Annotated in this window: 26 protein-coding genes and 3 pseudogenes; 15 read left to right on the forward strand and 14 right to left on the reverse strand. The window is 57.9% G+C overall.

The genetic code is table 11. From position 1 onward, the window contains the following. Positions 1-165: 165 nt before the first annotated feature. The 8 genes from G7047_RS30155 (at position 166) to G7047_RS30190 (ending at position 3,429) form a co-directional block, all read left to right on the forward strand. A complete protein-coding gene (locus G7047_RS30155; protein WP_001247892.1) occupies positions 166-456 on the forward strand; it encodes a nucleotidyltransferase family protein in 291 nt (96 codons plus the stop codon). Continuing rightward, on the forward strand, positions 453-839 hold the full coding sequence (locus tag G7047_RS30160; RefSeq protein ID WP_003100872.1) for a DUF86 domain-containing protein: 387 nt from the start codon (positions 453-455) through the stop codon (positions 837-839). Before G7047_RS30155 ends, G7047_RS30160 begins: the two co-directional genes overlap by 4 nt. A 15-nt stretch (positions 840-854) precedes the next feature. After that, positions 855-1,028 (forward strand): hypothetical protein, encoded by a 174-nt coding sequence (locus tag G7047_RS30165; RefSeq protein WP_166312401.1) that lies wholly within the window; start codon positions 855-857, stop codon positions 1,026-1,028. 47 nt (positions 1,029-1,075) lie between these two features. After that, entirely contained in the window at positions 1,076-1,432 is a 357-nt protein-coding gene (locus G7047_RS30170) for a cupin domain-containing protein (protein WP_003465043.1), read from the forward strand. Positions 1,433-1,686: 254 nt separating this feature from the next. Continuing rightward, complete coding sequence (locus tag G7047_RS30175) at positions 1,687-2,013, forward strand: hypothetical protein (RefSeq protein ID WP_003100858.1); 327 nt, start codon at positions 1,687-1,689, stop codon at positions 2,011-2,013. Continuing rightward, positions 2,010-2,510 (forward strand): hypothetical protein, encoded by a 501-nt coding sequence (locus G7047_RS30180; protein ID WP_003100856.1) that lies wholly within the window; start codon positions 2,010-2,012, stop codon positions 2,508-2,510. Before G7047_RS30175 ends, G7047_RS30180 begins: the two co-directional genes overlap by 4 nt. After that, entirely contained in the window at positions 2,507-2,878 is a 372-nt protein-coding gene (locus G7047_RS30185; RefSeq protein WP_003100853.1) for a hypothetical protein, read from the forward strand. Before G7047_RS30180 ends, G7047_RS30185 begins: the two co-directional genes overlap by 4 nt. Then, positions 2,872-3,429 carry a recombinase family protein gene (locus tag G7047_RS30190; protein ID WP_003100847.1) on the forward strand — a complete coding sequence of 186 codons (558 nt, stop codon included), beginning with the start codon at positions 2,872-2,874 and terminating at the stop codon, positions 3,427-3,429. The genes G7047_RS30185 and G7047_RS30190 overlap by 7 nt, the downstream gene beginning before the upstream one ends. A gap of 6 nt (positions 3,430-3,435) precedes the next feature. Here the strand turns inward: G7047_RS30190 and G7047_RS30195 are convergent, their stop codons facing one another. The 3 genes from G7047_RS30195 to G7047_RS30205 all read right to left on the reverse strand — a co-directional run bounded on the left by G7047_RS30195 (position 3,436) and on the right by G7047_RS30205 (position 4,530). Beyond that, the gene (locus G7047_RS30195) at positions 3,436-3,645 is read right to left on the reverse strand and encodes a hypothetical protein (RefSeq protein WP_166312402.1); all 210 of its coding nucleotides are present in this window, start codon (positions 3,643-3,645) and stop codon (positions 3,436-3,438) included. A gap of 33 nt (positions 3,646-3,678) precedes the next feature. Then, positions 3,679-4,143 (reverse strand): DNA-binding transcriptional regulator, encoded by a 465-nt coding sequence (locus G7047_RS30200; RefSeq protein WP_166312403.1) that lies wholly within the window; start codon positions 4,141-4,143, stop codon positions 3,679-3,681. A gap of 84 nt (positions 4,144-4,227) precedes the next feature. Further along, complete coding sequence (locus G7047_RS30205) at positions 4,228-4,530, reverse strand: HU family DNA-binding protein (RefSeq protein ID WP_166312404.1); 303 nt, start codon at positions 4,528-4,530, stop codon at positions 4,228-4,230. Between the two features lie 853 nt (positions 4,531-5,383). On the opposite strand from G7047_RS30205, the gene G7047_RS30210 reads away from it, so the two are divergent. The 4 genes and pseudogenes from G7047_RS30210 to G7047_RS30225 all read left to right on the forward strand — a co-directional run. Then, positions 5,384-6,364, forward strand: coding sequence for a DNA-binding protein (locus G7047_RS30210; RefSeq protein WP_166312405.1), 981 nt, complete (start codon positions 5,384-5,386; stop codon positions 6,362-6,364). A 36-nt stretch (positions 6,365-6,400) separates the two neighbouring features. Beyond that, positions 6,401-6,751, forward strand: a complete 351-nt coding sequence (locus G7047_RS30215; RefSeq protein ID WP_166312406.1) for a hypothetical protein — start codon at positions 6,401-6,403, stop codon at positions 6,749-6,751. A 118-nt stretch (positions 6,752-6,869) separates the two neighbouring features. Continuing rightward, the gene (locus tag G7047_RS30220; protein WP_003158660.1) at positions 6,870-9,785 is read left to right on the forward strand and encodes a Tn3-like element IS1071 family transposase; all 2,916 of its coding nucleotides are present in this window, start codon (positions 6,870-6,872) and stop codon (positions 9,783-9,785) included. A gap of 144 nt (positions 9,786-9,929) precedes the next feature. Continuing rightward, positions 9,930-10,988, forward strand: a pseudogene (locus G7047_RS30225) (Tn3 family transposase); the annotation flags it as partial. A 144-nt stretch (positions 10,989-11,132) separates the two neighbouring features. On the opposite strand, the pseudogene G7047_RS30230 reads toward G7047_RS30225, so the two are convergent. The 3 genes and pseudogenes from G7047_RS30230 to G7047_RS30240 form a co-directional block, all read right to left on the reverse strand. Continuing rightward, positions 11,133-11,729, reverse strand: a pseudogene (locus G7047_RS30230) (ABC transporter permease); the annotation flags it as partial. Further along, positions 11,726-12,877 carry an efflux RND transporter periplasmic adaptor subunit gene (locus tag G7047_RS30235; RefSeq protein ID WP_003056109.1) on the reverse strand — a complete coding sequence of 384 codons (1,152 nt, stop codon included), beginning with the start codon at positions 12,875-12,877 and terminating at the stop codon, positions 11,726-11,728. The gene G7047_RS30235 and the pseudogene G7047_RS30230, both read right to left, overlap by 4 nt. Then, positions 12,874-13,482, reverse strand: a complete 609-nt coding sequence (locus G7047_RS30240; RefSeq protein WP_004393990.1) for a TetR/AcrR family transcriptional regulator — start codon at positions 13,480-13,482, stop codon at positions 12,874-12,876. Before G7047_RS30240 ends, G7047_RS30235 begins: the two co-directional genes overlap by 4 nt. Positions 13,483-14,121: 639 nt before the next feature. On the opposite strand from G7047_RS30240, the gene G7047_RS30245 reads away from it, so the two are divergent. Then, entirely contained in the window at positions 14,122-14,835 is a 714-nt protein-coding gene (locus tag G7047_RS30245; RefSeq protein ID WP_166312407.1) for a phosphoribosyltransferase family protein, read from the forward strand. Between the two features lie 391 nt (positions 14,836-15,226). Here G7047_RS30245 and G7047_RS30250 read toward each other — a convergent pair. The 3 genes and pseudogenes from G7047_RS30250 to G7047_RS30260 all read right to left on the reverse strand — a co-directional run bounded on the left by G7047_RS30250 (position 15,227) and on the right by G7047_RS30260 (position 17,683). Next, a pseudogene (locus G7047_RS30250) lies at positions 15,227-16,734 on the reverse strand (IS66 family transposase). Between the two features lie 71 nt (positions 16,735-16,805). Then, positions 16,806-17,138 carry an IS66 family insertion sequence element accessory protein TnpB gene (gene tnpB / locus G7047_RS30255; protein ID WP_166301587.1) on the reverse strand — a complete coding sequence of 111 codons (333 nt, stop codon included), beginning with the start codon at positions 17,136-17,138 and terminating at the stop codon, positions 16,806-16,808. Then, on the reverse strand, positions 17,135-17,683 hold the full coding sequence (locus G7047_RS30260; RefSeq protein WP_082759168.1) for a transposase: 549 nt from the start codon (positions 17,681-17,683) through the stop codon (positions 17,135-17,137). The genes tnpB and G7047_RS30260 overlap by 4 nt, the downstream gene beginning before the upstream one ends. Positions 17,684-17,741: 58 nt before the next feature. On the opposite strand from G7047_RS30260, the gene G7047_RS30265 reads away from it, so the two are divergent. Then, positions 17,742-18,047: a hypothetical protein gene (locus G7047_RS30265; RefSeq protein WP_166312408.1), complete on the forward strand. Its 306-nt coding sequence runs from the start codon at positions 17,742-17,744 to the stop codon at positions 18,045-18,047. On the opposite strand, the gene G7047_RS30270 is transcribed toward G7047_RS30265, so the two are convergent. The 5 genes from G7047_RS30270 to G7047_RS30290 all read right to left on the reverse strand — a co-directional run bounded on the left by G7047_RS30270 (position 18,030) and on the right by G7047_RS30290 (position 22,873). Then, entirely contained in the window at positions 18,030-19,052 is a 1,023-nt protein-coding gene (locus G7047_RS30270; RefSeq protein ID WP_166312409.1) for a S49 family peptidase, read from the reverse strand. The two genes, G7047_RS30265 and G7047_RS30270, sit on opposite strands and share 18 nt — an antisense overlap. Positions 19,053-19,165: 113 nt before the next feature. Further along, positions 19,166-21,085: a tyrosine-type recombinase/integrase gene (locus G7047_RS30275; RefSeq protein WP_166312410.1), complete on the reverse strand. Its 1,920-nt coding sequence runs from the start codon at positions 21,083-21,085 to the stop codon at positions 19,166-19,168. 5 nt (positions 21,086-21,090) lie between these two features. Then, positions 21,091-21,477 (reverse strand): hypothetical protein, encoded by a 387-nt coding sequence (locus G7047_RS30280; RefSeq protein ID WP_166312411.1) that lies wholly within the window; start codon positions 21,475-21,477, stop codon positions 21,091-21,093. A 2-nt stretch (positions 21,478-21,479) separates the two neighbouring features. Beyond that, positions 21,480-21,884: a hypothetical protein gene (locus G7047_RS30285; protein ID WP_166312412.1), complete on the reverse strand. Its 405-nt coding sequence runs from the start codon at positions 21,882-21,884 to the stop codon at positions 21,480-21,482. Beyond that, complete coding sequence (locus G7047_RS30290) at positions 21,881-22,873, reverse strand: ParM/StbA family protein (protein ID WP_166312413.1); 993 nt, start codon at positions 22,871-22,873, stop codon at positions 21,881-21,883. The genes G7047_RS30285 and G7047_RS30290 overlap by 4 nt, the downstream gene beginning before the upstream one ends. Before the next feature lie 560 nt (positions 22,874-23,433). Here G7047_RS30290 and mobI point away from each other — a divergent pair. Continuing rightward, positions 23,434-23,928: a conjugative transfer protein MobI(A/C) gene (mobI, locus tag G7047_RS30295; protein ID WP_166312414.1), complete on the forward strand. Its 495-nt coding sequence runs from the start codon at positions 23,434-23,436 to the stop codon at positions 23,926-23,928. Positions 23,929-24,079: the final 151 nt, after the last annotated feature.

Genomic DNA, 24,079 nt, shown 5'->3' on the forward strand with positions numbered 1-24,079 from the left:
CCGCTGCTATAGTGCAGTCGGCTTCTGACGTTCAGTGCAGCCGTCTTCTGAAAACGACACCGGCGCGGCACGGGAATCAAGGCATTGCGATTCTCGAAAATAGTTCTTGAAATTCTATTCTTGATTGCATATCATCTCAACGAGTTTCGATAAGAAAGGATGCCCATGCGACCGTCTGTTGTGCTTGACATGAAGCGAAGCGCAGTGCGTGAAGCGGTAGGCCGCTTTCGCGCCGCGAACCCGCGCGTCTTCGGCTCGGTGCTGCATGGCACCGACCGGGATGGCAGCGACCTCGACCTGTTGGTCGATGCGCTGCCCGGTGCCACGTTGTTGGACTTGGGCGATTTGGAAGAAGAACTGAAATCGCTGCTCGGCGTTGACGTCGATCTGCTGACTCCCGGCGACCTGCCGCCGAAGTTCCGGGCCAAGGTGCTCGCGGAGGCGCAACCGATATGAGCGAGAACCGCCTGCCCGATTACCTCGACCACATTCAGCAGGCCGCAACCGATGCGCGCAGCTTCGTGGAAGGGATGGCCAAGGACGACTTCTTGGCCGACAAGCGCACCCAGCAGGCCGTCATCATGAGCCTGATCGTCATCGGCGAGGCGGCCACAAAGGTGATGGATGGCTACGTCGAGTTCACCCAGGCGCATGCCGACGTGCCGTGGCGCAGCATGCGCAATATGCGTAATCGCATGGCTCACGGCTATTTCGACATCAACCTCGATGTGGTGTGGGAGACGGTACAGGAATGGCTGCCGGCGTTGCTCCAGCAATTGCCCGCCGTGCGTCAGGATGCCGACGATGAAGACCGTAACGACAAAGGCATGGAGCCATGACCAATCAAGCCGCCGATGTTCGGCCCCTCTGGCGTGTTCGATCCCGCGACCTATGAGCCGCGCTCGGGCAAGACCTTCTGGATGGCCGCAACGGACGAGAGTTCGCTGGTGGGCAAGGAGGCAGCAGCCGACACGCTCATCGGCAACTGCACGACCGCACGACCAGCCTCCCGTTCAAATTCGAGTTAGAACTCATATCCAGCCTGTCTGGGGGCACTGTGAAAGAGGGATCTCCGATGACTGTTGAATCGAGAATATTTTCTGTAGCCGAGTATGTTCAGCCGTCCGAAGGCGAGCCTATTCGTTCCGTTGTGCTTGAAACCCGAGACTCAATTATCGTGGTTTGGCATGTCCATCCCGGGCAGGAAATTGCGGCTCACATTCATCCTCACGGCCAAGACACGTGGACTGTTTTGTCGGGAATGGCTGATTACTTTCAGGGCAATGGGATTGTTCGTGCCCTCAGGGAAGGTGAGATAGCCGTGGCAAGACCGGGCCAAGTGCACGGGGCGCGAAATACAGGTACCGAGCCATTTGTGTTCGTCTCGGTTGTGGCATCAGCCAATGCCGGTTTCGTATTGGCTGAGCGATAGAGCCCAATCTCTGGAGTTGGTCCAATGAGCGGTCGGGGAGATAGGTAACAGACATGCAGCGGACACGGCTGCTAAACCAGGTCGCAAACCTCCTTGCGTCGCAGCGTGCCGCAAGCGACGCGATCAATCGAATGGGGTCGGCATGAGACTGAACACCATCCAGTTCCCGACCGCGTAGCCGCCTGTCCTGCCGATCAGGTCTTGACCATCGACGCCTGGGATCAGTCCTGAATGTTCTTGGAGACCACTACGTTATGAGCCGCAGCCGCCGCAAAACACCCATCGTCGGGCACACGACCTGCGGCAGCGAGCGCGAGGACAAGAAGCTCTGGCATCAGCGCTGGCGCACCCGTGAGCGCACGGCGCTGACCAGCGCGTCGCCCGAAGCCCTGAGCGCCCATCTGCCCCTGCTGGAAAACCAGGCCAGCAGCGTCTGGTCGATGGGCAAGGATGGCCGCTCCTACTGGCCCGTCAAGCGCCAGGCCGCCACGGCGGATCGCATCGCCAATCACAAGGGACGCAACCCGCAAGAACGCGCCTCCCTGAAAAAGCGCCTGCTGCGCAAGTGGATGAGCAAATGAAGCTCTCCTTCCATCAGCACATTGCGCTGTTCTGGATGATCGGTGCTCCGGGCGTCTTCGCGCCCGTGATCGAGAACGCCAAGCGGCCCGATGCCGGCGCCGTCATGGCGTGGGGTGTCGCGATCGTGGCGGTGATGATCCTCTTCACCCCTTTGCTGCTGCGCTGTCCACCATTCCGGCGCTGGTATGGCCGGACGGATGCGCTGTCGGAGCGGCAGCGCCAGGCGCTTGCCGAGCGCGGCCTGCGCCGCTACTACCAGACCGCTTTCGATGACGGCTACGTGCCCCGCGTGATGCCCTACGTGTGGCGCATCATCTGGACGGTCGGCGGGTTGATGGCTGTGACCGCCGTACTGCCTACCAACACCGGACGGCCAGCCTTCGATGCCTTGGTGGTCTTCTCGACCTGGTATCCGATAGGCGTGATGCTGCTGGTTTTCGCGTCGAGGCCCCTTGGCCGGTTGATTCGCCAAAGAGCACAGGAGCGGCGGAAATGAGCACGTCAACCATCGAGGCGCTGGCCAGCGCCTGGGCAAGGATTGCCGAGGAAGCGGAATTCCCCGCTGACTACGAGGGGACTGCCACACCACAAGCGCATCGGGCTAGCGAAGCTATTCAGGAGCAGATTCGGGAGCGCATCGTCGCCACCAACGACATGCGGCTGTTCAGCCTGCTGCACCTGCTGGGTCAGGCGTCGCTGCGCATGGAGCAAGCGCTGTGGCCGGAGGATTACGAGCGGATGACGCGCGAGGTTGAGGAAGCCCTGCGGCAAGCCACCGACGCCAACGCCAGATCGTACACCCACGAAGAAGTGATGCAGGCGATGCAGGAACGCATCGACCGGGCGCGAGACAAGCCATGTTGATTGGCTATGCGCGCGTCTCGACGCAGGATCAGAACCTGGAGCTGCAACGCGAAGCCTTGAGCAAGGCCGGATGTAAAAAGGTCTTCGAGGACAAGGTGAGTGGCACGCGGGCAGACCGGCCTGGCTTGGCCAAGACGCTCGAAATGCTGCGCGAAGGCGATACTTTGGTCGTCTGGAAGCTCGACCGGCTGGGCCGGTCGGTCAAGCAACTGGTCGATCTGGTCGGCGATCTGCACAAGCACGGTGTCCAGTTCAGGAGCCTCACCGACTCCATCGACACCGGCACACCATCCGGGCGGTTCTTCTTCCACGTCATGGCGAGCCTTGCCGAAATGGAGCGCGAGCTGACCGTCGAGCGCACCCGCGCCGGGCTGGAAGTCGCCAAGCAGCTCGGCCGCAAAGGCGGCCGCAAGCCGAAGATGACCGACAGCAAGATCGAGTCGGCCAAGAAGCTGCTGGCCAGCGGGGTGCCGCCCAAGGACGTGGCCAAGAACCTCGGCGTGTCCATTCCGACGCTGTACCGCTGGGTGCCAGCCTCCACGCACGCTTAGCGTGCTTTATTTTCCGTTTTCTGAGACGACCCCATTTTGGTAGATAGCATAGTCAAGCTGTGGGTCATCTAAAACATGCTGCTTGCAGAAATTCATGTCAGCCCATTTGTCCTCTACATCCTGAATCAGTGAACCCTGCGCAAAGCTGGATGAACCATATAGTCCAAATAGAAAAATGGCAGTAAACAAGATGCTTTGCTTTTTCATGGTCGTCATGTGAAAAATAGAATTGACCTGCGCGAGTGGGAATCATTCTTGAGCGGCGCTGAGCGCCTTCTGGGCTTGCCGTGGGCCCATCTTTAGAACCTCTTGTAACCGCCCAAGCTTCGAATCGCGGGGATGTACAGCGCCTGTTTCCCACTTGTAGGCAGTCAGGTTCGACACCCCTAGCAGCTGAGCCATCTGAGCCTGGGTGAGCCCCAGCTCGTGGCGCTTGGCAATCAGGGCTTCGTGGTTGAAAACGAACCCGGCTGAAGACCGAGGAGCGCGGGGTTCCTTCTCGGGCTGCTGGCTTTGAACCAATGCCTCCAGCTTGGCCAACTGCTTGGTCAGCGAGCGCACCTGAGTGCTCAGAGACTTCACTTCTTGCTTGAGGGCTGAGACTTCTTCGCGCTGCTTGCGGTCTGATTGCTTGAGCGCAGCCTGATCGTCCTTTACCTGTTTGCGTACCAGGCGCGCGACCTCTGCCTGGAAAGATTCCTGAAATGCCGTCATAGGTCAATCCGTGGGTAGATCAAATCAAAAAAGCCGCCAGTGGCGTAATACCAGTGGCGGCGTTGTCTGTGAGGGTAGGGCGTTTTACTTCGCTGCCTTGCGCTTGGCAGCCTTGGGGTCCACCACGGCTTTGAACTTGGCACCGGCCACGAACTTGGGCACGGTGGTGGCGGGAATCTTGAGGGCCGCACCCGTGGCTGGGTTCTTGCCGGTGCGGGCCGCGCGCTTGACCGACTTGAAGGTTCCAAAACCCACCAGCTGGACTGCATCGCCTTTTTTGACGGCGGTCTGAATGGTCTCGATCAGCGTCTCCAGCACGCCGTTGGCAGCGCTCTTGGACAGATCGTTTTTGGAAGCCAGGATTTCTACGAGTTCAGCACGGTTCATTTTGGAGTTGCCTGTGGTTGTCTTGGTCGAAGTGTAAGCGCCGGGGCCCTGCGCGTGAACTGGTGTGGGGTTCACCATACAAAGCGGCTACCCAGCTATGGGGTGAGCCATAGCCCAAGAGTAGTTGTAACCATGGGCCGTATTGCACCGTGCGTGCGGCGCCGGGGTTGTTGTGCCGTGCAAGGCAAACGTTTCGCTCTCCAGTCTGTTAGAGCATTTGTGACGTTCACCTGTCCGCCAGGTGATTAGTGTCGCGCTTTCAGCGGAAGGCGGGTTACAACTTCTCTTTGAAAATGAACACAACTTCAGTTGCGTAAACAGCTTCATCGATCTGAAGGTGATAGGACATTCGTGTCGCTCAGCAGTCGGCTCGGTCATTCGTGACGCGCAGTCAGCAGCCTTGCGATAAGCGACAAGGCTTTACCTCGCAAATGTCCAAGGATTTACCTGCTGGGCCTTGCAGGCAAAGCGTGTGACATCCCATGAGTGTCAAGCAGATGGACACTCCCCACACCCTCGACGCAACCTCATTGTGTCAACTGATTGGACACGGTTTCCAGGTCAGTCAGCTAGAGCGTTCGCGGCCGAGTTTGGCAAGTCCTTGATTTCAAAAGACTTCTCGCGGAAGCCTGCATTTTACAGGGTGCCCAAGACCCTCGGGCCACACGGGCTCCAAGACGCCCGAAAAACTTTTTTGCGCGTACTTTTTCCGACGCCCCCTCTATTTCTTATGATAAGTGGACTAATCATAAAAATGATCATAAAAACGTAATGAACGCTACGTAAAAAGTAACGGTTACGTATTCCGTAAAAGAGCTAAAATGTCGTATCTATAGCTTCGCCAGGAGAAGACATGCAGGAAAACAGCACGGTCAACAGCGCACAGGCCCTTGCCGCTGTCAGCGCCGCCTTAGACAGTCTTCCCGGTGGAGCCACCAGGCAGGAAAAGACCAAGCTCGCTGCCAAAATCCTGTTCCTGGACTTTGGGATCTACCCCTCTGCCAAGGTCGTGCGTGAATTCACAGGGCAAGGCTCGCTCACCGACATCAGCCGTGACCTGCAGCACTTCTGGGATGAGTTGCGTAAGCACATGCGGATGAAGCTGGAGGTGCCAGAGGCGCCAGTGGCTCTTCGAGCCGCTTTTGGTGAGGCTCTGGGCAAGCTGTGGGCGCTTTCCTGTGAGCATGCCGACAAGAGGTTGGAGATCTTGAGGCGCGAATGCCAGGAACAGGTCGATGCCGCCCAGATAGCTCTGGAGGCAGCATGCTCTTCCCGCACCGAGGCCTGGGCGCAGGTGGATACGCACAAAGCCCAACTAGCTGTCATGCAAGAGCGCCTGGACGCCGCCGAAAAGCGGGCCGAAGCCCAGGCAGCGGAAATCGGCGGTCTTGAAGCTCAAGTGGAAGGTTGGAAGCGCCAGGCTGAAGCAGACGCTGCTGCGCGCAAGCAGTCGGAGGAGAAGTTCATGGCCGAACTGGAGAACGAGCGGATCGAGCGCCGAACCGATGCGAAGCGGTTTGAGGGGGAGATCAATTTTGCGAAGCGCCAGATCGAGGCAGCGCGTCAGGTCGAGAAGGATGTGCGTGAGCAGCTGCAGGCCGAAAAGAACAGCAAGGACATCGAGTTGGCCACCTACCGCCAGCGCATGAACAAGGCTGAAGAATCGGTAGTTGCGCTGCGCGCGGAGAATGCAGAGGTTGTCAGCCAAAAGGGTTGGCTGGAGAAAAAGGTGGAGGAGTTGCAGGAGCGGGTCAAGGAATTGGCCAAGGCGGGCTCAGCCAAGGCACCGCGGGCTCCTCGCCGTGCTGCCCTCAAGCGCACCACTTTGCGGTAAGGTCTCTTGCAGCAACACATACAGAGGGAGTGCGGGATGAATTTGAGATCGATGGGAATCTGTGCGGTGCTGTGCGTGCCGCTGCTGTCTCAAGCGCAGGGCATGGCGCCCACTCTGCATCCAGAAACTTTTTGCCCTCTGGGTGCCAAGATGGGCATGGCCACGGGCCCATTCGACAAGGTAGATTTTCCGGGGTGCTCCAGCCCACCCAAGGCGGTGACTGCAAACCGTGGCCACTCTGGGCTGCAGAACACGCTGGCCTTCTACTCAATGTCACAGCCTGACAAGGTGCAGCAGCTCGAATACCTGTCGCTGCTGCTCAACGTGAACAACCCTCAGGAGGCCAAGGGAGCGTACGCAGGGGTCTCCTCGTTTTCAGTGCAATAAGTGACGGTACGCAAAGCTAGCACTGGCGCGGGGGTGGTCTGGGTAGACCGTTGATTTCATTGACTTTCCTGTTCGCTTTGTAAACGGGTATGGTGGCCTCCCACTTTTGAGGTTCACGATGCAGGGTTGGCACACAACGTTTTTGGGGATGCGTGGGCTCCCCCGCGATATCAGCGACTTCGAGATGAAGGCATTTTTCACCTTCGATGGTGCCGAGCGCGACGCAATCAATGCACGCCGAGGTGATTCCCACAAGCTTGGTCTGGCGCTCCATATTGGTTTCCTGCGCATGAGTGGGCGTTTGCTCGGTGCCTTTCGGGTAATTCCAGTAGCCTTGTGGCGCCACCTTGGCAACGAGCTTGGCATTGCAGCACCAGAAGTCGCCTCGCTGAGAGCCATGTATGAACGCGGGCGCACGCTATTCGATCACCAACAAGTAGCCTGCACGGTCCTTGGATTCCAGTGGATGAGCGAGCACCAGCGCCGCTCACTGGTACGTGAACTGCGCGACGAAGTGGCGCGCTGCGCCGACCGCGATCAGCTACTCGTGCGGGCGCGTCAATGGCTGTACAAGAACAAGCTGGTGATCGTGCACGAGCGGGCAATTCGGACACTGATTGCGGCGGCACTTGCCCAGCTTGAAGTTGAAACAGGCACCGCCATCGCCGCCAGCGTTGATCCAGCAACACTTGATCGCTGGCGAGCCTCAGTTTCAGAGCTGCGCCCAGATGGACAAACCCAGCAGAGTTGGCTATGGGCTGCACCGGCGAAACACTCAACCCGCCAAATCAGCGAGGTACTGGAGCGCATCGACCTGCTTTACACGCTGGACGTTCATAAGCACCTGGCAGACATCCCCGATCTCATCTTGCGCCGCTACGCGCGCCGACTTGTCTCCAGGCCGCCCTCAGCCGGAGCCAAGATCAAAGAGCCAGCGCGCACCGTGGAGGTCGCATGCTTTCTTCGGTATTGCCTGTTCACCACCACAGACCAGTTGATCCTTATGGTGCAGCGCCGGATCGCCGATCTGTGGCGTCAGGCTGCCGCCGATGTCCCCGCTACCGTCAATTGGGCCGCAATGTACAAAACGCTGCTCGGCGAACTTGTTGCCTTGAGCGCGCAAGGTGCGGTGCCAGATGCTGAGTTGCGTGCCCGTCTTGAAGCCTTGATCACCGAAACCCAGAAACGCAAACCACCGAGCAGGGCCTCCCTGGTCCGCGAGGGATTGATTGATGGAATTCGCCCCGTGCGGTCGTTGCTCGTCGCCATTGCAAAGCTGCCCTGGCAGGCCACCGGCGAGCATCCTGCCATCGAGTACCTTGCCAAGCTGCAAGCTTTATATCTCAAAGGATCCAGAAAGCTGCCAGTTGAAGTGGTGGCACCAAGTCTGGGAATGATCTGGCAGGTTTCGATCTCCAGCCCAGACCGGGAACGGGCGTTTCAGGCGTTGGAGGTGGCCACCCTGTTTGCCCTGCGCCGCGCGGTGCGCAATGGCTCGGTCTGGATTGAGCACAGCCTGAGCTTTCGGGGTCGTGCGCGCTTGTTCTTCACGGACGAGCGTTGGCAGGCAGAGTCCAAGAAACACTATGCCCGTCTATCGTTACCCAGCAAGGCTGCCACTTTCTTGAAGCCTTTGCTGGCCAGAGTAACTGCCGGTGTCGATGCGGTGGCCGCTGCAGCCCGCAGTGGCGTACTGCGCGTGGATGATGAACTCCATTTGTCGCCATTGCCCGCAGAGGACGAAGACCCAGAAGTGACCAAGCTGCGCGCGGCTTTGGATCACCGCATCGGTGAGGTTCAATTGCCGGAAGTGATTCTGGCCGTTGACGCCCAGGTGCGCTTTAGCTGGATCATGCTCGGACGTGAGCCGCGCTCTACCGACGAGCTGCTGATGGTCTATGCCGGCATCATGGCCCACGGCACCAGTCTGACTGCGGTCGAATGCGCGCGCATGATTCCGCAATTGTCTGCCACCAGCATTCGCCAGGCCATGCGCTGGGCGCGGGACGAACGGCGTCTGAGCCAGGCCTGCCAGGCTGTGCTGGAATTCATGCAGCGACACCCGATTGCCGCCACCTGGGGGCGGTCCGATTTGGCATCTTCTGACATGATGACCATGGAGACCACCAAACGGGTGTGGCAAGCCCGGCTTGATCCTCGGCGCAACACACCTTCCATTGGAATCTACTCCCATGTAAAAGACCGGTGGGGCATCTTCCATGCGCAGCCCTTTGTGCTCAATGAGCGCCAGGCGGGCGTGGCCATTGAAGGTGTCATCCGCCAAGAAAAGCTGGAGACCAGCCAGCTTGCTGTGGATACCCATGGCTACACCGACTTTGCCATGTCACATGCCCGTTTGCTTGGTTTTGATCTTTGCCCGCGGTTGAAGGAACTCAAACAGCGCCACCTCTTTGTGCCACGCGGCACCAAAGTGCCCGCAGAAATCGCTGCGGTGTGCGAAGCCAATGTCGACGTCGCTTTGATCGAAAAGCATTGGGATAGTCTGGTGCACCTGGCAGCCTCGGTCATGAGCGGACATGCCAGTGCGGTGGCAGCTCTTGCGCGGTTCGGTTCTGCCGCCCAGGGCGATCCAATCTATGAGGCTGGCGTGCAATTGGGGCGGTTGCTGCGTACGGCGTTTTTGGCTGACTACTTTGTCAAGGACGCTTTCAGGAACGAGTTGCGCCGGGTGCTCAATCGGGGCGAGGCTGTTAACGCCCTCAAGCGCGCCATTTATACCGGCCGGATCAGCCCGGCGCAGGCCAAACGTGTCGATGAAATGCAGGCTGTGGCCGATGCGTTGAGCCTGATGGCCAACATCGTGATGGCGTGGAATACCTCACAGATGCAGGCGGTCCTGGATCGCTGGTCGAACCGCCGCCAGGTCATTCCACCGGAACTGATCGGGAAGATTGCGCCCACCAGGCTGGAGAGCATCAACTTGCGGGGTGTGTTTCGCTTCCCGGTTGACCGCTATGCTGACCAAATCCTGCCTTCGCGGCCAAATGCATCGATAACTGGCACCAATGGATGAAACCGACCACGGTTTGACGCCACGAATCGCAGATTTGAAAGTGAACAGGAAAGTCAATGAAATCAACGATCTACCAACACCACCTCCGCGCCAGTGCTAGCTTTTCGTACCGTCACTTATTGCACTGAAAACGAGGAGACCCCCAGCATCCGCCAGGCCATGCGCTGGGCACGGGACGAACGCCGTCTGAGTCAGGCTTGCCAGGCGGTGCTGGAGTTTATGCAACGCCACCCGATCGCCACCACTTGGGGCCGTTCAGACCTGGCGTCTTCTGACATGATGAGCATGGAGACAACCAAGCGGGTATGGCAGGCCCGGCTTGATCCCCGGCGCAACACGCCCTCCATTGGCATCTACTCCCATGTACGCGACCGCTGGGGAATCTTTCACGCACAGCCCTTCGTGCTCAATGAGCGCCAAGCTGGCGTGGCCATTGAAGGCGTCATACGTCAGGAACGCCTTGAAACCAGCCAACTGGCGGTGGACACCCACGGCTACACCGATTTTGCGATGGCACTGGCCCGGTTGTTGGGCTTTGATCTTTGCCCGCGGTTGAAGGAATTGAAACAACGCCACCTGTTCGTGCCTCGCGGCGCCAAGGTGCCAGCCGAAATAGCTGCGGTGTGCGAGGCCAATGTTGACGTTGCCCTGATCGAAAAGCATTGGGACAGCCTGGTGCATCTGGCGGCTTCGGTCATGAGTGGTCACGCCAGTGCGGTGGCAGCACTGGCGCGGTTTGGCTCTGCTGCCCAGGGTGACCCCATCTATGACGCTGGCGTGCAATTGGGACGTTTGCTGCGAACCGCGTTCCTTGCCGACTACTTTGTTAAGGACGCTTTCAGGAATGAATTGCGCCGGGTGCTCAACCGGGGGGAGGCGGTCAACGCCCTCAAGCGCGCCATTTACACCGGCCGGATCAGCCCGGCACAGGCCAAACGTGTGGACGAAATGCAGGCTGTGGCCGACGCGTTGAGTCTGCTGGCCAACATCGTCATGGCGTGGAACACGTCACAAATGCAGGCTGTTCTGGATCGCTGGTCGAACCGCCGCCAGGCCATTCCGCCGGAACTGATCGGAAAAATTGCTCCCACCAGGCTGGAAAGCATCAACCTGCGAGGCGTGTTCCGCTTTCCTGTTGACCGTTATGCCGACCAAATCCTGCCCTCGCGGCAGGGAGCACCGATAACTGGCACCAACGGATGAAACCGATCACGGTTTGACGCCACGAATCCCGGATTTGAAGGTGAACAGGAAAGCCAACAGAATCAACGATCTACCAACACCACCCCCGCGCCAGTGCTGGGTTTGCGTACCGCCAGTTATTGCACTGAAAACGAGGGGACCCCAAATGGCGTCGTTGTCCTTGAGGAACTGAGCCTCTTGGGCATCCTTGAGCGGAATGAATACCATCGGGTCGCCGCTGGACGACACCATGCGCCGTGTCAGCCCCACGACGGTGTAATGATTTCGGCGAATGGCAAGACGATCTCCCAGTTTGAAGCCGGTGGCGATGTCGGCCACCGCCTCGTAGTGACCGCGCGTGATCTGGCGTCCAGCGACGAGATAAGGAGGCCATCCGGGTGTAGCCCCCAACGCACCGGGCGCGATGCCGACCACCATGGTGCGTACATCACTCTCGCCCTTGCGTACCTGCATGGTCAGGTAGGTCACGTTCGCTGCCTGTGAGACTCCCGGCATGGCGAGAATGGCGCGATACACGTCATCGTTGAGGCTGGACGACTCCGCATAAGGACCCAGAGTATCCTTTTGCACCACCCAAAGGTCAGCGCCACTGTTGTCGAGCAACGCCTTGCCGTCGTCCACCATGCCTCGGTACACCCCAGCCATGACCAGGGTGACGCCGATCAGCAGACCCAGACCGATGCCGGTGAAGACGAATTTTCCCCAGGCATGGAGAATGTCGCGGCCGGCCAGGCTGATCATCGTGACACTCCTGGGATATGGTCGACCACATGGATGCGGCTGCGCGCCGTCAGTGCCTTTTCGCTATAGGTCACAACCTGGTCCCCATTCTTGAGCCCTTCGCGCACCTGCACGTAACCATTGAGGTCGGAAGTGCCGAGCTTGACCGGGGAAAAATGCAGATCACCATCCACGATTTGCCAGACACCAACTTTGTCGCCCTCACGCTGGACGGCAGCGTTGGGGATCAGTGGAGCGGCCGGGAGCGCCGGCAAGTCAACCGTGACTTCGGCCAGTTCACCCACCGGTGGCAAAGGTTCTGGTTTGTTATCGAATGTCACCTTGGCAAGCGTTTCCTCGGTTACCGCGTCGGCCTTGGGTTCCACCCGCAGCACGCGACCTTTCAAGGTCTGGCCACCACGCGAACGCAGGACGATAAGAGTCGGCAACCCCCCAGCCAGCCCCGATGCGCTGATCTGGTCGAAGCGCGCATTGATCCACAAACTCTTGGGGTCGATCACTTCCACCACGGCCTGGCCCGCGACGATGGTCGTGCCGGGATCGGCATCGCGCACGGCGACTACACCGTCGACCGGCGCGATCAGGCGCAGATTGCTCCGCTGCGCGACGAGTCCTTCGCGGTCGGAGCGTGCCCGGACAATATCTTCCCGAGCGGCAGATAAGGCGGCATCGGCGATCTGCAGTTCCTGCCGCTTGGTGGTGACGATTTCCTCGCTGGTCGAGCGCACCGCAAACAATTGCTCGTAGCGGCGCGCCTGGGTTTGCGCGTAGGCTTGCCGGGCTTCTGCCTCGCGCAAAGCCGCTTCCGCACGCTTGAATGCCGACTCCTGTGAGCGCACCCGATCATCGAGGTCGACCGGCTCCATCTCGCCGAGCACCTGTCCGGCCTTGACCTGGTCGCCTACATGCACCTCCAGGCGTTTGACGCGCCCGGCAAACGTCGGCCCGATCTTGTAGGTGTAGCGCGCCTCCACCGTGCCGATGCCGAACAGCGCCGGTGTGATAGCCCGTGATTCCACGCTTGCCACCGTCACAGCGACCGGGGCGAGCGGCCCTGATCGCAGACCGACATAAATAAAAAGCACCAGCAAAGGAATGATGACGGCAAGCAGCGCCAGGGTGCGGCCTTGCAAGGGTAACTTTTTCATTGCGCACTCCTTATGCCACGCCGATAAATTGCAAAGACGCGCGGCGCATCGCGGTGCATACGTCCCACATCACCCGCCAACAGCGATTGCATGACCAAGCCCTGGATCGTGCCAATGAACAGCGTTGCCGCCGCCTCGTTGTCAAGCGAGGGAGACAACTCGCCGCTGGCCTTGCCTTTCTCGATGAGACGATGCAAACGTTCGCCGTAGCGCTGAATCAAGGTTTGCACCATGCGCTTGGCCGGTGTCGATTCGGCACGCTGAAGCTCACCAAACATCATTCTTGGCACGCCTGGGTGCTCAGCTACGAATTCGATATGACTCATGAACATCGCCTCCATGGCTGCCAAGGGCGACTCGATTCCTTGTGCGGATCGATCGATTCTGGCTAATAGGCGCTCTGCTACCCACTCCATGACCGCCTGCCAAATGGCTTCCTTGTTCGGGAAGTGCCGAAACAGCGCACCCTGGGTCAAGTTCATGTGTTTAGCGATAGCTGCAGTGGTTATCTCGCTTGGGTTTTGTGAACCGGCAAGCGCCACGACGGACTCGACAGTTACGGCACGACGTTCATCGGCCGGCAGATGCTTTGGATGGGTGTCCACGAGCACTCCTTGCAAGATAGTAATTGATTACTATCTTACCACAAGAGGCAACTCAAACAAGAGAAAACCCGACGTACTCGTCAATATCTAGCGTCTGCAATGGGCTTAACGTGCTTTATTTTCCGTTTTCTGAGACGTCCCCTGCGCGGGCGATGTGGGCGTCACGTGGCCTGAATTCCTGAAATCGCACATGCTCAACTCTTGATAATCGTCATAATCATGAGTGCTATTTTTTGACGTTAAATCCTATCTTTTCGGAAGTCTAGCAACGCGTTCGAAAAATTGCCAACCACGACAACCACTTAGCGACGCACCAGCGGCCTCCCCGTGCACCGGCTGGTCAGCAGCGCGAAAAGTACAAGACTCAGTGAACACGGAGTGCAGACTTGGTGATCCCGCCGCTGCTGACTCATTGGCTCGCGGCCTGACTGCCACTACAGAGTGACCGATAATGGCCACAGGACCTGGGGTATTCGAAGGTAGGATGACGGCACACGTCCAGAATGTGCCGGGGTGGCCATGGCCTGTCCATTACGAACCCCGTTATTCATCGCGATATAGATTCAACAAATTACAAGCTTCAAAGAAGGCCTGACAGGGGGATAAGTGGGTTTAGTTATAAAGGGCTCGAAAGTTTTCGTGGATCACGGCTCCAATGAGCATCTGGTGACGACTCCCGAGGGGAATCCCAAGCGCTACAAAGTGAAAAATGCTTTTGGTGAGCTGGATGTTTTCTCTGTATTCACCAGGCTAAAAGCCTCAAGCCGTTCGCGAAAGGATCGATCTGGACGAATGGTTGGCGACAATTGCCCTCTGATCTACGCGTTGAAAGGTAAAGAAGGCCTTACAACCGGGTACCAAAGCATACGAGAGCTGTTAATTTCCGGGGCTGCGATCATCAGGGCTTTCCAGCCGGAAGGGGACGAGGTTTTGGTGCCTGCTCCGTCATCGCACCCACTTGTCAGCTACATGACCAGGATCCTGAGTGCTCAATTGAATTTGCAGGTCGCTGAGAGTCTCTTATGCAAGTCCAGTGTTCAGAGTGTTGTAGCTGACCTGAATGCAGCAATCGAAGTAGCCACCAGTTACCAAGTGCGAAAGGACCTGCAAAATACAGTCCACAAGTTGCAGCGGCAGGAGGTCTTTGCCCTCAAGGAGGTGCCTACCACCTATCGTGAGTTGATCCGTCCCTTTGAAGTGGGTGTGGGCAAGCTTCCCGATGGTCAAAGACGTGTTGTGCTGGTAGATGATCTCGTCGCCTCTGGCACGTCGCTCATCGGAGGGATGCGTGTCTTGAAGGACCGCTACCCTGAAGCGGAATTCCGAGCCATCACCCTGTTCAGCAATGTGTGACTGCTAGGGGTAAAGTACATGCCCTAAACCTCATGGTCATGAGTGCCTATGCAAAGCCATCTGTTTCTGTTACCATAGGCCCAGAGCGTGATTGAGCCTCCCCGCTCTCTAAACATATGAAGAGGCCCGCGTAGCACCCCTCATGGTCAGTTCGTAAAGGACAGGTAGTGAGACGGTTAGGCAGCGGCTAACCACTCGGGCAACCCAGTTGCCCACCCTACACAAAGGCTCGCAGGTAACTGCGAGCCTTTTCTTTTTGGGATGCTACAGTCGAGCAATGCGCTTTACTCTATTGGGCTTGCTCCGGGCCAAACCATTCGACGAGAGCTCGGACCCACCGTAAGCGCACGGCAAACCCATGTTGACCGCCGATGGCGACCATTGCTGACGATCAGATGTCAGTGGGCTGCCAGCGGTGCGGCAAGAGCTCGTCGATACGGCTGGCCTTGTGCGTGGGCAGCCTTGTGAGCACGTCCTGGAGGTAGGCATAGGGGTCATGCCCGTTCATGCGCGCCGACTGCACCAGGCTCATCACCGCCGCCGCCCGCTGGCCCGCGCGCAGGCTGCCGGCGAACAGCCAATTGGCTCTGCCAATGGCAATGGGCCGGATCTGGTTCTCGATCCAGTTGTTGTCCACGGGCAGTTGCCCGTCATCGACGAAGCGTGTCAACGCCGTCCAGCGCCTGAGGCTGTAATCCAGGGCCTTGGCCGTTGCTGAGCTATCGGGCAGTTTCTGCCGCTGCAATGTCATCCACTGGTGCAACGCATCCAGGATCGGCTTGGTGTGCTGCTGACGAATGGCTTTGCGTTGATCGGCGTTCAGTTCCTTGACCTCGCGCTCGATGTCATAGACCTTGGCGAATTGCTCCAGCGCGAACCCGGCAAGCTGGCTTTTGTTCGCCGCATGGAGGTCAAAGAGTTTGCGCCGGGCATGCGCCAGGCAGCCCACCTCGGTCACGCCACTGGCAATCAGGGCCTTGTAGCCGGCGAAGTCGTCGCAAACCAGTGCCCCTTCCAGTCGCCCAGGAAGTTGCGGGCATGCTCGCCAGCCCTGGACTCGCAGAAGTCATACACCACGGCTTTCATGTCTTCGAACGCCCCTGGCGCGTAGGCCCACAGGTAGGCGCGATGCGTCGCTCCCTTGCCAGGTTTGAGCATTTGCACTGGCGTCTCGTCGGCGTGCAGCACACGGTGGCCGAGTATTTCCGCCTTGAGCGCATCGACTAGCGGCTGCAGCCGCACGCCGCAGGTGCCTACCCACTGCGCCAGAGTCGAGCGAGGAATGGCCAGACCGGCGCGCGCAAAGATGCTTTCCTGACGGTACAGCGGCAAGTGGTCCGCGTATTTGGCCACCAGCACCTGGGCCAGCAGGCCGGTGGTGGGGATGCCTTTGTCGATCACATGCGCTTCAACCGGCGCCTGGGTGATGGTCTCGCATTGGGCGCAGGCCCACTTGCCACGGATGTGACGCTCCACCGTGAACACGCCGGGCACATAGTCGAGCTTTTCGGCCACGTCTTCGCCGATGCGTTTCATCTGACAGCCGCACTGGCAGGTGGTCGAATCGGGCTCGTGGCGGATCTCGCGGCGCGGCAGATTGGCCGGCAGCGGCTGGCGTTTGGGCTGTTGTTTGGCTTGCGGGGCAGCGGCCGCAGGCTGCAGCTGCTCGATCTCCAAGCAGACAGCCGCCAAGTCGGCCTCGATCTCGTCTTCGAGCAAGCTGCGCTGCTCGGCGTTGAAGCGCTCGGACTGTGCGGCGAACTTCATGCGTTTCAAGAGCGCATTCTCGTGGGTGAGCTTGGCGTTGAGCGCCTGGCTGTGGCGTAGTTCTGTGAGCAGCCGCGTGGTCATCTCGCGCAGCTGCTCGGCGCTCAGATCATCCAGGAATTGCGGCTGCATCAACATGACAGGCAGTGTGCCAAGCATGGCACTGCGCTGCCATGCGCAGATCCACCGATTGCGCGCCGGCTTCAGACCATGGTGATAATGCCGGCGTTTCCCATGCGTTGCCAGGGTAGGCCCAGCACCAGGGCGTCAAGCTGGACAGGCTCCAACTGCCACTGCTCATCGCCTGGCGTCGGCCAGACGAACTTGCCCTGGTGCAGGCGGCGAGCGGCCAGCCAGATGCCTATGCCGTCGTGCACCAGCACCTTGATGCGGTTGGCGCGTCTGTTGGCGAACAGGTAGGCATGGTGAGGGTGGGCGGCGCCGAAGACGGCGACTACGCGGGCCAGCGCCGTGTCGGTGCCGGCGCGCATGTCCAGCGGGGCCGTGGCAAGCCAGGCAGCGTCGATACGGATCATTGCCGCAGCACCTGCAACAAACCCTGCAATGCGCGGGAACACTCGCCAGCAGCGGCCAGCGGCCAATTGACCGTCACGAGGGTGCCGTGATGACAGCACTCGATGCGGATGTCTGATGAGCAAGCTGCCGATGCAGCACTTGGGGCAGCTTGTACACCCGCTGCCTGAGGCCCCATCACCGGCGAGCCCAGCGCCACCGCGATGAAGGCGGGCACGGGGTTGGACGGCACCGGATGAGCCTGATGCGCTGGGGCACAAACAGCCTGTGCATTGGCCATTGGCTCAGCCGCTGCATCGGCGCAGTGTGGGGCGATGCCGGACGCATCAGCATGCGCGGTATCGCAGGCGCTCTGGTGCTGGCCCAGACGATGCTCCTTGAGCCAGCGATGCAGCACGTTGGCATTCATGCCATGTTCACGCGCTGTGGCGGCAATTGATGCGCCGGGCTGCTGGCACGCAGCGATCAGTTCAGCCTTGAATTGCGCGCTGTAGACCCGGCGCGTGCGGGGGACACAGGAGCGCGAATGGGGAATCTCTTGAGACATGGTGTGCACGATGGTTTACGTGGACACGATGGTGCTTGCAATTGCTCATTCGGGGTAGATGGGTTGGCCGGACGGATACGACCCACCAGCAGGTGACATCTATGTACGCTCACCTTTGCTGGCAGTTCTCATCGTGCTTGGTGCAGGCCTCTGCCTGGCCGGAATGTACCAGGCCGCAACTGGTGGATCATCAGAGACTGTTGTGCTCCTCATCGCGCTGGCCGTGGCTGTATCGGCGATCACTGCGGGTATCGAATGGAACTCAGGTCTAAAAGCGAGAGCGCTCAACCAGCTGTTTTGGGTGCTGGTGGTGCTGATTCTTATCGCCGGGTTACAGAGCCAGGACTTAGCGAACCTCAGGTGAGAGCGCACCGCTGAGGACGTTTTTCACGGATGTCGTGAGATGCTGAACGAACCAATCGCTGATGCTTGCCGAAAAGAGCCCCTTTTTGAGACTCCCTGGGCCATAGTCAACCATTTCCGATTCGGCCTGGGCTGAGATGATCGATTCTATGGTCCCGATCTCGTCAACCAGTCCAATATCTTTGGCTCCAAGCCCATCCCAAATTTCTCCGGAGTTGTACTTGAACCCGTCCTTCAAGTGCGGCCCGCGCAAGATCTGCAGCTCATCTGCAAAACGGTTCCCCATGATGTTGACAAGTGTCTGAGCCTTTTCATCTGCTTCAGGCGTGCTCTCGGTGAAGGGATTCAGCATTGCCTTCAACGGACCACTGGCAAAAACCTTCTGCCGCACCTTGTAGTTCTCGATCGCTTCATGCACATCCCAGGTCGAAAGAATGGCTCCTACGGAGCCCACCAACGAATACTGGCTAGCATATACCTTGTCAGCATGCATTGCTATCATATATGCAGCACTAGCGCCAATATTCTGAATCACTGCATACGCAGGCTTTCCGGTTTCTCGCTTGAGCTCGTCCAGGACATAGCTGATACGTGCCGCCTCGACTGGTGAACCGCCAGGACTGTCGATGGCCAGGACGACTGCCGTTGTGGATTTACTGCTAAACGCCTTTTTCAAGGCCGGAACCACCTTATCTGCGGATGCCATCGAGTTGCTCGAAATGTCACCCTCGATGCGAACAACCCCGATAGCTTTTCCGTTGGAGGTAAATCCCCATCCCCCCTGCTTCAGTTCAACGACGAGGTAAAAAAACAGGCCTATCAAAAAGAAGGCAGACAGGAAGACTCTCTTTACGAAGCTCCATTTCCTTCTGCTTCGCTGATCGGCGATCAATTCACGCAAAACTGCATTCGCCATCGCATTCTGCAGTTGGGGATCACCAGGCAGTTGGTCAATAGAGACGTCAGCTGCACTGTTGCCAAAAAATTTACGGAACCAATTGCGCATAGTCTTCCTTGACAGTGAGATATAAGGCACCACTGAATGATACGCAGTAGATACCCCATTTGGCGGCATCTACCTGACAGCCGTAGGGCGGCTCCAACAAAAATAGACACGCCTCAGGTCGTGCCAGATCCTTTTTGCTCCAGAGCCATGTACAGCGTTTCCTCGTGATTGCGGGTGTAAATACTGGTTGTGGCCAAGCTGGCGTGGCCAAGCAGCTGCTGAATCAAGGCAACAGGGAAGCCTTCAGAGGCCAGGTGACTACCGCGCGAGTGGCGGATCCAGTGCGTCGATGCATCAAGCATACGGCTTGCATCCTGCTCATGACCTAACTGGCGCAGCTCTTGGGCGGCATCCGCAAAGATACCCTTGAGCACCGTGTAGACGCCTGACGGAGAGAGTTCGGAGTGTGCCCCCAGGTTGGCCAAGAGGGGAAAATCTTCATCGGCGGGAGACTGCATCGAGAGTCCACGGATTTCAAGATAGCTCTCCAAGGCAGCAATCACATCACTGTTCATCGGCACAGGACGTTCTTTGCTCCCCTTGCCAATGACGCTGAGCATCCAGCGAGAGCCAAGCTGCCCGCGCAGGCCCATGCTGTACAGGTGACTCTTGCGTGCTGCGGCCAGCTCCGAGACGCGCAGCGCAGTGGAGTAAGCGAACAAGAGCAGGAAGACAGCACGCCGCTTGACCAGGCCATCGGGTTTCTTGGCCACGTGAGCTACCAGGAATTGCCACTGCTCAGCTGAGAGTACTCGGGTGAGCTCCAGCTTACTGCCGAGTCTCTCCTGCTGAGCGGCCTTGAAGTTCACCACATCCCACGGATTGAAGACACAGTAGCGGGTCTGCACGAGCCACATGAACATGCTGCGCAGAATGACAAGAGACTGTTTGACAGAGGCCAGGGACAATGAACCTTCGAAAGGTCGCCACGCGGGATCAGTGCGGGGGGTGTTCCTCTTGCCAATCCAGTCAGACTGAGGGATTCGGTAGGACCAGTTCTGAGCGTCGGTTCGCCCCAGCTCACCCAACCAGTTGCGATAGGCCACGCAGTCGTCAACATTCAGGTCGGAGAGCAGCTTCTGGCGCTCAAGCACTGCCCACATGAGCAGGCGTTCTCCCTCTTTGCGATAGCAGCGGGTGGTGTGAGGGCTACCGGAGGATGCAGCGATCCATGCCTCGATCGCTTCACGGTCGTTTCTGGCCTCGATCTGCGAACCTTCGACATCGCGGTTCTTGCCCACCGCCAGAGACAGCTCCTTCGGTAGGCTAAAGCTCTCAATCGGGGCGATGCCTTGGCTGTTGGAGCGCACCGGCACCAGCTCTGATCTTGTGAGCTTGCGAAGCGGCGTCAAGGCCTTCGCAGGCACCGGGCCCAGTGTGGATTCGTAGGTGCGAAGCCACTCGATGATGCGGGCCGCGCCCTTGACCCCCAGTCGGGGCACCGTTGTCCACCACCGAAATCCTCGCTCCTCGATGCGGGCCTGCAGATCTCCAATGGTGTAAATGTGACCGGCGACAAAGCGGTCTGCGATGGTCTTGTTGAACCAGGCGCTCACCCAGTCGGTACGCACCGGCTCGGTCGATATCAGTGACTCGATCCAGTGCAAGGCCTCAAGCTGCCTCTCCACCATGCGGCGACGGCGGGCGGCTTTGTGGTCAACGACCACCGGGAACGCTTCCACATAGGCCCTGATGAGTTCCTCTTCCGAGTAGAAATCATCAGGATCCTCGCTCTCCTTGAACTCCTCTAAGGTAGGTACGCTCGATGCGGGTGAGGGACCGTCGGCGCTGGCCATGGAGACCGCCACGTGGCGCAAAGAGATGCGCAGCAGCCGTGCCTCTCCCCTGCGCCCCTGCCGTAGCGCTGCCTGGCTGAGGGCATCCTGCAGCCATCTGAGCGTCGACTTGGCCACGCGCAAATCCAGCCCATCCTCCAGGTACTGAGACGAAAGCGCTTCAATCTCCAGACCCTGCAGCCAGCCTTTGTAGAAGGCAAAGTGATGACGGCCAATCTTGCGCTCGGCGTTTTTCATATGGATCAATCCCGCCCAGCTTTGACAACCCGCATCTGGATGTCAAAGAGGGCTTGTTCCTTGAGCAGCTGCTGACCATCAGGCAGGCAGCTCCAGCCAATGACTGCATCTGGGTAAGCACCACTAGGTGCCCCGTGAATATCCAAAATGAAGGGAATCCCCTCCTTCATGAAAATCGATCCATGAATTGCTGTGACACCAGCCTCCATATAAATGGAGAGATTGCGTGCTTTCAGGTAGGCAATGGGATTTCCTGCAATGCAACTGACAGGAATACCTTCATGAATACCCCGCCAAATACGACATGACATCACGACGACTTCTCCCACAGGTGGCCAACCTAGGGTCCAGCCTGATGGGAGTTGAGTAACGCCTTGGATTGATTGGTCCATATTCACGATCCAAGCGCCTTGACAAGCTTGGAAACTCTCTTGCTCGGCTTATTGGGTATTTCCTTGGTTGCGGGGCTCTCGCCCTGCCCCCCTTCTTCTGTCGAATCCAGGTCTGCTGCTGGTGCATTCTCCTGTTTACCTTGCGACTTCTGCTCTACATTCTGAACAGCCGACACGGGTGTTTTGGCAGGAGACATTGCTGGCTGGTTAGGCACGATATTTCGAGGCGCAGCCATCTGACCAGAAATAGGACGAGGGAGATTCCCCGATTCAACCATCAGACCCAGTGTCGCCAAAGCCCGAAGCCGCTCCGCCCGTAACCGAACAGGCATATTGGTTAATTCAGCCATCAACGTCGGATATGCCTCATTGACGATGACAACTGTCTTGAGGCTAGTGTCTTTCATTCTGATGCGCCCATCAACCAAAACCCACGGGCATTGGACATGACTGCTTCGTCGGGCGAAACAACCCGAATCTTCGGGAAAGCCATCTGAATCGCCTTTTTAAAGAAGCGCGCACCACCACCAACGAGGACGATAACGTCAGGGGACATGCTCTCAACACGTAGAGACTTTTGAATGGATGTGGCAATTACCGATGCCAATGCATCACTTGCTTTTTCCAGATAGGGATAGATATCGACGCGCTGGCCCATCAGCAAGATGGATTTCTTGCCATTTCGAATGGCGTTTTCCAATGCTTCGATTGTTGGCTTTGCGCCGTGCTCTTCAGCGATCAAAATACCTGTCTGCTCAAGCAAAACAGATGTAGCCTTCACACTGGTCCCGCTCGATTGCCTTTGCAATTGACCATTGTGAACAAATGCCCAGTCCAAGGAGAAAAATCCTGGGTCAACAACCAAAATACGATGCTCATCGGTGATCTCGTTTTCTTCGTCTACATCACCTTGTTGATTCACATAGTCAAGCAGCCCACCGATGGGTTGAGCGATAACTTTGACCTTGTGAACTGTCACAGCGCGCTTGGCAGTAATTTGATGCTTGCCCAAAAACTGCTTTTCCAACTCCTTGCGGCGGGCTTCATCTTGATACTGGGTGACTGGCAATCCTGTCACCAGGACATCGATCTCCTGCATGCCGGAGAGCAACAGCCCCGCATGAAAGAGCGCCTTGTATGAATCGGACTTCGAATACTCAGCGTGAAGAGAACGCTCCCACATTTCCGCGCGATCCGGAGAAACGCCAGCAATAAAGTTGACGCCATCGACAAGGACGTGAAGAAAATCGTCCTGTGCCTTGCCATCGAAACGCCCACCAAAATGATCAGCAGGTGCGGCACCGGCTGGACGCAGAACAGTTGTCATTCCATCTTCAACACTCCCGTGCGCCACCTTGAGATTCGAGTAGCCGATATCGATTGCAAAAACATTCATTTGATTGCTCCAAAAAATTAATGGATGAACATGACCAGTATAGCTTGTTGGCCTCTTTTGTATGCCTTCAGTAGCCCTTCTGTGAACTTCTAGAAGTACTTCTGTGACCCTGATTTCGCAACAGTGAAGCCTCATGAGCAGTAGGCTCTGGCAGTCCGGGATGGTTGCCACACCCCCCTCCTCCCCGGCAGCGCGGCCTCGTCCCGTAATGCAGTCCTCAACAAATCATATAGCAGATTCTCCCTATTAGGGTGTGTCTGCATGTCATGTATCTTTCGTCGCTTTCGACCCACGATCCACACCCCAAGTGGCTCATAGTGCAATCGTCTCCGTAATCGATAGCAAATTCACCCTGTATAGGGTGCAAATCAATTGGCAATTCTCCCTTCTGCGTGAGAGGTCTTTAGCGGTAGGCAGATTCTTCCTATTAGGAGCGAACACATAGCAAAATAGCTAAAATCTGCTTTAGGCCAGTTGGCTGATGGTGTGCTTGCAAGGGTGAATCTGACCCCAGATAAGTACTAGGTAACAGAGTGAATGTGCATACATGAGGGCACGTGATGGAACAGTACGACAAGGCGATAGACGGACTGGCTGCATGCATAGCTGCATTGTTTGACCAGGCGATGCTGGTAGCAGAGGACTACTGGAACTTCGTGAACAAGATGGAAGGGCGGCAGACCGGACGTGACTCCAAGAGTAGCCTGCAACTCTCCTGCCAGCTCAAGGGGAACCATATCGAGGCCAAGTGGAGCGGGATTAAATGGTATGGGCAGAAGGCCAGTCGCTACAGCTTGCGCGTGCCAATACCTAAATCTAAAACCACGTCCAGCTATGCAAAGAACAAGCTCAAGGAATTTGCCAAGGAATGGGAATGGGAGAAGGTGTGTGAGGCTGAAGAAAAGCTCACAGCCATTCGCAGGCAGCAACACCACGTCGTAAGAGCAATACTTCTGATCAAGGCCTCCAAGAAGCTTTCAGAATCAGCCCCAACTATTGATTCACCGGATGCAGACTTCCACGAGCAGGAAGCAAACATCAGTGGGGAAAAATGACGCCGGGACTTTTCAACGGGGCATATCGAAAAGAGAAATGGGCAATCGCGGCAGCGAGCCCATATTAGCCTGTGCGGCAGCACGGGCTAGGTATTCATCGCGCGAAGCGCGTGCCTTCCATCGGCTTTGTTGCACAAATCCGGGCCGCAGC

It is taken from the genome of Diaphorobacter sp. HDW4A, from assembly GCF_011305995.1.
Taxonomy (GTDB): domain Bacteria; phylum Pseudomonadota; class Gammaproteobacteria; order Burkholderiales; family Burkholderiaceae_C; genus Diaphorobacter_A.

Excerpts from the sequence above, each read along its gene's own strand:
- G7047_RS30155 (WP_001247892.1), top strand. The coding sequence starts at position 166 with ATGCGACCGTCTGTTGTGCTTGACATGAAGCGAAGCGCAGTGCGTGAA.
- G7047_RS30160 (WP_003100872.1), top strand. The coding sequence starts at position 453 with ATGAGCGAGAACCGCCTGCCCGATTACCTCGACCACATTCAGCAGGCC.
- G7047_RS30165 (WP_166312401.1), top strand. The coding sequence starts at position 855 with ATGTTCGGCCCCTCTGGCGTGTTCGATCCCGCGACCTATGAGCCGCGC.
- G7047_RS30170 (WP_003465043.1), top strand. The coding sequence starts at position 1,076 with ATGACTGTTGAATCGAGAATATTTTCTGTAGCCGAGTATGTTCAGCCG.
- G7047_RS30175 (WP_003100858.1), top strand. The coding sequence starts at position 1,687 with ATGAGCCGCAGCCGCCGCAAAACACCCATCGTCGGGCACACGACCTGC.
- G7047_RS30180 (WP_003100856.1), top strand. The coding sequence starts at position 2,010 with ATGAAGCTCTCCTTCCATCAGCACATTGCGCTGTTCTGGATGATCGGT.
- G7047_RS30185 (WP_003100853.1), top strand. The coding sequence starts at position 2,507 with ATGAGCACGTCAACCATCGAGGCGCTGGCCAGCGCCTGGGCAAGGATT.
- G7047_RS30190 (WP_003100847.1), top strand. The coding sequence starts at position 2,872 with ATGTTGATTGGCTATGCGCGCGTCTCGACGCAGGATCAGAACCTGGAG.
- G7047_RS30195 (WP_166312402.1), bottom strand. The coding sequence starts at position 3,645 with ATGACGACCATGAAAAAGCAAAGCATCTTGTTTACTGCCATTTTTCTA.
- G7047_RS30200 (WP_166312403.1), bottom strand. The coding sequence starts at position 4,143 with ATGACGGCATTTCAGGAATCTTTCCAGGCAGAGGTCGCGCGCCTGGTA.
- G7047_RS30205 (WP_166312404.1), bottom strand. The coding sequence starts at position 4,530 with ATGAACCGTGCTGAACTCGTAGAAATCCTGGCTTCCAAAAACGATCTG.
- G7047_RS30210 (WP_166312405.1), top strand. The coding sequence starts at position 5,384 with ATGCAGGAAAACAGCACGGTCAACAGCGCACAGGCCCTTGCCGCTGTC.
- G7047_RS30215 (WP_166312406.1), top strand. The coding sequence starts at position 6,401 with ATGAATTTGAGATCGATGGGAATCTGTGCGGTGCTGTGCGTGCCGCTG.
- G7047_RS30220 (WP_003158660.1), top strand. The coding sequence starts at position 6,870 with ATGCAGGGTTGGCACACAACGTTTTTGGGGATGCGTGGGCTCCCCCGC.
- G7047_RS30235 (WP_003056109.1), bottom strand. The coding sequence starts at position 12,877 with ATGAAAAAGTTACCCTTGCAAGGCCGCACCCTGGCGCTGCTTGCCGTC.
- tnpB (WP_166301587.1), bottom strand. The coding sequence starts at position 17,138 with ATGATCCGTATCGACGCTGCCTGGCTTGCCACGGCCCCGCTGGACATG.
- G7047_RS30260 (WP_082759168.1), bottom strand. The coding sequence starts at position 17,683 with ATGTCTCAAGAGATTCCCCATTCGCGCTCCTGTGTCCCCCGCACGCGC.
- G7047_RS30265 (WP_166312408.1), top strand. The coding sequence starts at position 17,742 with ATGGGTTGGCCGGACGGATACGACCCACCAGCAGGTGACATCTATGTA.
- G7047_RS30270 (WP_166312409.1), bottom strand. The coding sequence starts at position 19,052 with ATGCGCAATTGGTTCCGTAAATTTTTTGGCAACAGTGCAGCTGACGTC.
- G7047_RS30275 (WP_166312410.1), bottom strand. The coding sequence starts at position 21,085 with ATGAAAAACGCCGAGCGCAAGATTGGCCGTCATCACTTTGCCTTCTAC.
- G7047_RS30280 (WP_166312411.1), bottom strand. The coding sequence starts at position 21,477 with ATGGACCAATCAATCCAAGGCGTTACTCAACTCCCATCAGGCTGGACC.
- G7047_RS30285 (WP_166312412.1), bottom strand. The coding sequence starts at position 21,884 with ATGAAAGACACTAGCCTCAAGACAGTTGTCATCGTCAATGAGGCATAT.
- G7047_RS30290 (WP_166312413.1), bottom strand. The coding sequence starts at position 22,873 with ATGAATGTTTTTGCAATCGATATCGGCTACTCGAATCTCAAGGTGGCG.
- mobI (WP_166312414.1), top strand. The coding sequence starts at position 23,434 with ATGGAACAGTACGACAAGGCGATAGACGGACTGGCTGCATGCATAGCT.